The sequence below is a fragment of the Brevundimonas diminuta ATCC 11568 genome, from assembly GCF_000204035.1.
Taxonomy (GTDB): domain Bacteria; phylum Pseudomonadota; class Alphaproteobacteria; order Caulobacterales; family Caulobacteraceae; genus Brevundimonas; species Brevundimonas diminuta.
Map to the genome: position 1 here is coordinate 2355716 of NZ_GL883086.1, position 4775 is coordinate 2360490.

The 4775-nt window shown below is 70.0% G+C and carries 4 protein-coding genes and 1 pseudogene; 3 read left to right on the forward strand and 2 right to left on the reverse strand.

The genetic code is table 11. From position 1 onward, the window contains the following. A pseudogene (locus BDIM_RS18190) lies at window positions 1-195 on the reverse strand (transcription elongation factor); the annotation flags it as partial. Window positions 196-242: 47 nt separating this feature from the next. On the opposite strand from BDIM_RS18190, the gene BDIM_RS15350 reads away from it, so the two are divergent. From BDIM_RS15350 to BDIM_RS15360, 3 genes are all read left to right on the forward strand, one after another. Then, window positions 243-1457 carry a BaiN/RdsA family NAD(P)/FAD-dependent oxidoreductase gene (locus tag BDIM_RS15350; RefSeq protein ID WP_040346405.1) on the forward strand — a complete coding sequence of 405 codons (1215 nt, stop codon included), beginning with the start codon at window positions 243-245 and terminating at the stop codon, window positions 1455-1457. A 72-nt stretch (window positions 1458-1529) separates the two neighbouring features. Beyond that, on the forward strand, window positions 1530-3170 hold the full coding sequence (locus BDIM_RS15355) for a M28 family metallopeptidase (protein WP_040346407.1): 1641 nt from the start codon (window positions 1530-1532) through the stop codon (window positions 3168-3170). Between the two features lie 45 nt (window positions 3171-3215). After that, entirely contained in the window at window positions 3216-4361 is a 1146-nt protein-coding gene (locus BDIM_RS15360; RefSeq protein WP_003166492.1) for a serine hydrolase domain-containing protein, read from the forward strand. Window positions 4362-4370: 9 nt separating this feature from the next. Here the strand turns inward: BDIM_RS15360 and BDIM_RS15365 are convergent. Continuing rightward, window positions 4371-4775, reverse strand: a 405-nt coding sequence (locus tag BDIM_RS15365) for a DUF4440 domain-containing protein (RefSeq protein ID WP_040346410.1), incomplete at its 5' end; no start/stop codon positions are given.

The window sequence follows — 4775 nt, forward strand, 5'->3', positions numbered from 1 at the left end:
CATGGCGGTGCGGTCGGCCTCGATCGAGCCCGCCGCCTGAGCCGCCGTATAGGCCGCGCGCGCGGCCGCCAGTTCGGCCTCGATCTGGGCCAGCCCCTGCGGCGTGACGAGGTTGGGATGGGGCGAGATCGGCCGGTCCGGCAGGTCCGCCGCCGTGGCTTCCAGATCTTCTTCCCGTGTAAAGGCGACGCTCATGTCGGCCAGCATAGGCCGCGGCGGACATTCCCGCTAGGAAGGCGTCGATGACCTCCGCCCCCGCAACAGTCGCCGTGATCGGCGCCGGTCCCGCCGGACTGATGGCCGCCGAACGTCTGGCTCAGGCGGGCCTGCGCGTCGTCGTCCATGAGCAGATGCCCTCGGTCGCGCGCAAGCTGCTGATGGCCGGGCGCGGCGGGCTGAACCTGACCCATTCGGAGCCGCTGGAGCCGTTCCTGAACCGCTATGACGCCGCCGCGCAGGCGCGCATCAAGGGCTGGCTGGACGCCTTTTCGCCCGCCGATCTGATCGAATGGGTCGAGGGGCTGGGCCAACCGACCTTCGTCGGTTCATCCGGACGGGTGTTCCCGAAAGCGATGAAGGCCTCGCCTCTGCTGCGCGCCTGGTTGGCGCGGCTGGAGGGTCTGGGCGTCGAGGTCCGCACCCGCTCGCGCTGGACCGGCTGGCAGGGCGAGACTCCGACCTTTGACACGCCCGATGGCGAGCGGATCGAACGCGCGGACGCCGTCGTTCTGGCCCTCGGCGGCGCCAGTTGGGCGAAACTGGGGTCCGACGCCGCATGGGTTCCGACGCTGGAGAAGGCGGGCGCCGAGGTGGCCGTCTTCCGTCCCGCCAACGTCGGCTTCGACGTCGCCTGGTCGCCGAACTTCCGCGACCGCTTCGCCGGAACACCGCTGAAAGGCGTCGCCCTGATGCACGGCGACCGCACCGTGCGCGGCGAGGCCATGATCGCCGCCTATGGGATCGAGGGCGGCGGAATCTACGCCTTGTCCGCCGGTCTGCGCGAAGCGGTGGAGCGCGACGGATCAAGCGTGCTGACGCTCGACCTGCGGCCCGATTTGAACGTCGAGGCGCTGACGCAGCGCCTGTCGAAACCGCGCGGCAAGGACAGCCTGTCGAACTGGCTGCGCAAGGCCGCGCGGCTGGACGCCGCCGCCGTGGCCCTGCTGCGCGAAGGCGGCTCCCTGCCCGCAGACCCCGCCGAACTGGCCGCCCGGATCAAGGGCGTCGTCCTGACCTTGACCGGGGTGCAGGGTCTGAGCCGCGCCATCTCCTCGGCCGGGGGCGTGACGCTGAACTCTGTGGACGAACGGCTGATGCTGAAGGCGCGGCCCGGCGTCTTTGCCGCGGGCGAGATGCTGGACTGGGAGGCGCCGACCGGCGGCTATCTGCTCCAGGCCTCCTTCGCCTCAGGCGTCGTCGCGGCGGACGGCGTGCGCGCCTGGCTGAACGGGCGCTGAGGCCTTTCAGGGTCGACAGCGGCGCCCTTAGGGGGCAGCGTGGCGCAAATCGTTCAAGAGCCGAGCCTGCCCATGACCCTCGCCCGTTCCGCCGCCGTCGGCCTGATCGCCGTTCTGATGTGTTCGACCTCTGCGCTCGCCCAGACCGGCCGCGTCGACCCGGCCCGACTGAACGAGGCCACGCGCGTCTTGGCGTCCGATGAATTCGAAGGCCGCGCCCCGGTCACGCCCGGCGAAGACCGCACCATCGAATGGTTGTCGCAGCAGTTTCAGGCGCTCGGTCTCGAACCCGGCGGCCCCAACGGATCGTGGGTGCAGGTCGCCCAGGTCAGCCGCACCAGCCAGGACGGCCCCGCCGCCATCAGCGTCTCTTCCGACGGCCGCACGACCGAGCTTCAGCGCGCCAAGGACGTCATCGTCTCATCCGACCGGCCGGTCGAGCATATCAGCCTGACCGACGCGCCTCTGGTCTTCGTCGGCTACGGCGTCGATGCGCCCGAGCGCGGCTGGGACGACTACAAGGGCGTCGATCTGACCGGCAAGATCATGCTGGTACTGGTCAACGACCCCGATTTCGCCGCCCCCGAAGGCCACCCGGTCAACGGCAAGTTCGACGGTCAGGCCATGACCTTCTATGGCCGCTGGACCTATAAGTTCCAGGTGGCGGCGGCGCACGGCGCGGCGGGCGTTCTGGTCATCCACGACACGCCGGGCGCGGGCTATCCGTGGTCGACGCTGGAGAATTCCTCGACCGCGCCCAAGTTCGACATCGTCCGCGCCGACCCGGACAAGGAGCGCGTGGCGGCGCAGGGCTGGATTCAGGGCGCGATCGCCGAACAGTTGTTCAAGGACGCCGGGCTGGACTTCGCCGCCCTGAAGGATCAGGCGCGCACGCCCGACTTCCGCCCCGTGGCGCTGGACGGCGTGACCATGTCCATCGACTTCGGCCAGAAGGCCGACCGGGTCGAGACGCGCAACGTCATCGGCCGCCTGCCCGGAACCAAGTATCCGAACGAGACCGTCATGTTCGGCGCCCACTGGGACGCCTATGGCCGCGCCACGCCCAAGAACGGCGACGACATCTATAACGGCGCCGTGGACAATGCGACGGGCGTCGCGGGCGTCATGGAGATCGCCCGCCTGTTCGCCGAGGGGCCGCGGCCCGAACGCTCGACCGTCTTCATCAGCTGGGCGGCCGAGGAAACCGGCCTGCTGGGCGCTGAATACTATGCCGCCAACCCAGTCTGGCCGCTGGAGACCACCGTCGCCAACATCAATATGGACAGCCTGCTGCCGGGGACCGAGATCGACCCGAACATCGTCGTCATCGGCGCGGGCAAGAACGATCTGGACGACCGGCTGGCGGTGCTGGCCGCGCGCGAGGGGCGTCGCCTGATCCCCGACCCGGCGCCGCATGCGGGGGCCTTCTATCGCTCGGACCACTTCCCGCTGGCGAGGAAAGGCGTGCCCGCCCTGTTCGCCGCCGCAGGCTTCACCGGCCACAACGAAGCCAGCCGCGATTACGTCGCCAACCGCTATCATCAGCCGACGGATGGATGGACGCCGCAGTGGAAGATGGACGCCGCCGCCGCCGATGTGCAGTTGCTGTATGAAGTCGGCCGCGACCTGGCCAATTCGCGCGACTGGCCCGCGTGGAAGCCGGGCGACGAGTTCGAAGGCGCACGAAACGCCTCGGCGTCGGCGCGTCAGTAATCGGCCGCAAGTGACGTGAAGCCGCCAAGGCGCTAGACCGCATCCATGACCAGCCTCCCCGCCCTCCACGGCGTCTGCCCGCCGCGTTTCAATGCGGTGAAGGACGCCTTCGCCGCCAACTTCACCGACGCCCCCGAAGGGCTGAACGAACTGGCCGCGCGCTTCAGCGTGACCATCGACGGCGAGGTGGCGGTGGACCTGTGGGCCGGCTCGGCCGATCTGGCGGGGAACACCCCCTTCGCCGAGGACACCCTGGTCCCGGTCTTCTCGACCGGCAAGGCGGTGATGGCCCTGATGATCGCGCGCTGCGTGGACAAGGGGCTGCTGTCCTATGAGGACCGGGTCGCCGACCACTGGCCCGCCTTCGGCGCGGCGGGCAAGGACCAGCTGACCGTCGGTCAGCTGATGAGCCACCAGTCCGGCCTGCCGGGCTTTTCCGACGGCGTGGAGCCGGCCATCTGGTTCGACCGGCAGGCGGTGCTGGACAAGCTGGCGGCCCAGACGCCGCTGTGGGCGCCGGGGACGGCGTCCGGCTATCACCCCATCACCATCGGCTATCTGGCGGGCGAGCTGTTCCGCATCGTCGACGGGCGGACCATGGGAGCGGCCCTGCGCGAAGACTTCGCCCAGCCGTTCGATCTGGACCTGTGGATCGGCCTGCCGGAAAGCGAACACGGCCGCGTGGCCCAACTGCGCAAACCCGCCGCCGCGCCGGACCTCGGCCCCATCGACGCGATCAAGAAGGCCGCCTTCCTGGATCGCGGCTCGGCGCCCGGCGGACGCGGCTCGACCGAGTGGCGCATGGCGGAGATTCCATCCGCCAATCTACACGCCACGGCCAAGGATCTGGCGCGGATGATGTCCCTCGTCGCCACGGGCGGCGCGCTGGATCATCTGCCTGTGCTGTCGGAGGAAACCCTGACCCAGGCGACGCGCGAACGCATCCACGGACTGGACCGGGTGCTGCCCTTCGACATGAGCTGGGCCGCGGGGTTCACCCGCAACCAGGGCCTGAACATCTTCGGACCCAACCCCAAGGCGGTCGGCCACTGCGGCTGGGGCGGGTCGATGGTCTTCGCGGACCAGGCCGCGGGCGTTTCGGCCGCCTATGTCATGACGCGCCAGTCGCCCCACCTGCTCGGCGACCCGCGCGCCCTGCGGTTGGTGGAGGCGCTCTACACGGCCTTGTAGGGCGGCGTCTTAGGCTTCCGGCCCCCAGGCCAGCTGGTCGTGGACGATCAGCCAGCCGTCGACCGTGCGGCGCAGAATCCGGGTGAACAGGCCGCGATGGGTCTTGCCGTCGCGCGTCATCACCGCCCGGCCAGAGACCACCGCCGTATTGACGTCGAACTGCATGGTCTCGAACCACTCATAGGACAGCGTCCCCAGGCCGCCCGGCGCCGCCGCACGAGCGTCCAGGGCGGCGCGCACGCTGTCGGGCCCCTTCAGCGGGGTGTCGCCCAGGAAGACCAGCAACGGCTCATCGTGGACATAGGTGGCCATGACCGCGTCCACCTGACCCGAGGTCCAGGCGGCGGCGGCGGCGTCCAGGGCGTCGCTGACCGCGTCAAAGGTCTCGGCCGTGGTCGGCGGGGCGGCGACGGC